Consider the following 725-nt stretch of genomic DNA (forward strand, 5'->3'; position numbering starts at 1 on the left):
CCGTAATGGAGTTGCAGGCCGTCGTAGCTGGCCGCGATGTCGTCCGGCCGCAGCGCGGCCTGGGTTTCAAACAGGCGAGCCAGCGTTTCCGTCCGCGGATAGGCGAGCGCCGTGGCGTTCCCGTCATGCAGGACGCACTGGCGCTCGGCATCGGAAAGATAATCCCTGGCAGCGTGATCGGCATCGCTTTGCGTCGCCATCGATTGCAGCACTGCCAGATAGATGTGGCCGATCTGGTCGACCTGGGACAGGGCCAGGCGTGCAGGATCGAAAGTCAGGCCCAGATTGAGCTTGCCTTCAAAATTCGAAGCATTCAGGCAGAAGGCGAAGTTGGTCGCTTCGAAAGCCGTGCCACCGACAACCTGCAGCGTGTCGCTGCCGCTTGTGCTAGCCTTGATGCTGTCGTAGACGTGGAAATTGATGTAGTTGAAGGCGGTTTCGTACAGCGGCATGCGGCCATTGTCGACGAACAGCTGGGCATACGGGTAGCTACGGTGCGGCACCACGCCCAGTTCGTTATCGAACGTGGCGCGGATCATGTCGCGCCAGCTGCCCTGGCCCAGCTGGACGCGGAACGGCAGCGTGTTGAGGAACAGGCCCAGCACCTTGTCACCATCGAGTTCCTCGACGCGTGAGTGCGCGACGACGCCGGTGACGACGTCGGCGCTGCCGCACAGAATTGACATGACACGCACGTGGGCGCTCAGCAGGACGGTGCGCAGCGG

At 62.5% G+C, this 725-nt stretch carries 1 protein-coding gene; it reads right to left on the reverse strand.

Annotation, left to right across the window (positions count from 1 at the left end):
• On the reverse strand, positions 1–686 hold a 686-nt coding region (locus AC1RRC_RS33225), incomplete at its 3' end, for a condensation domain-containing protein (protein ID WP_493060208.1).
• Positions 687–725: the final 39 nt, after the last annotated feature.

Source organism: Pseudoduganella sp. GW821-FHT12E03 (assembly GCF_058807115.1).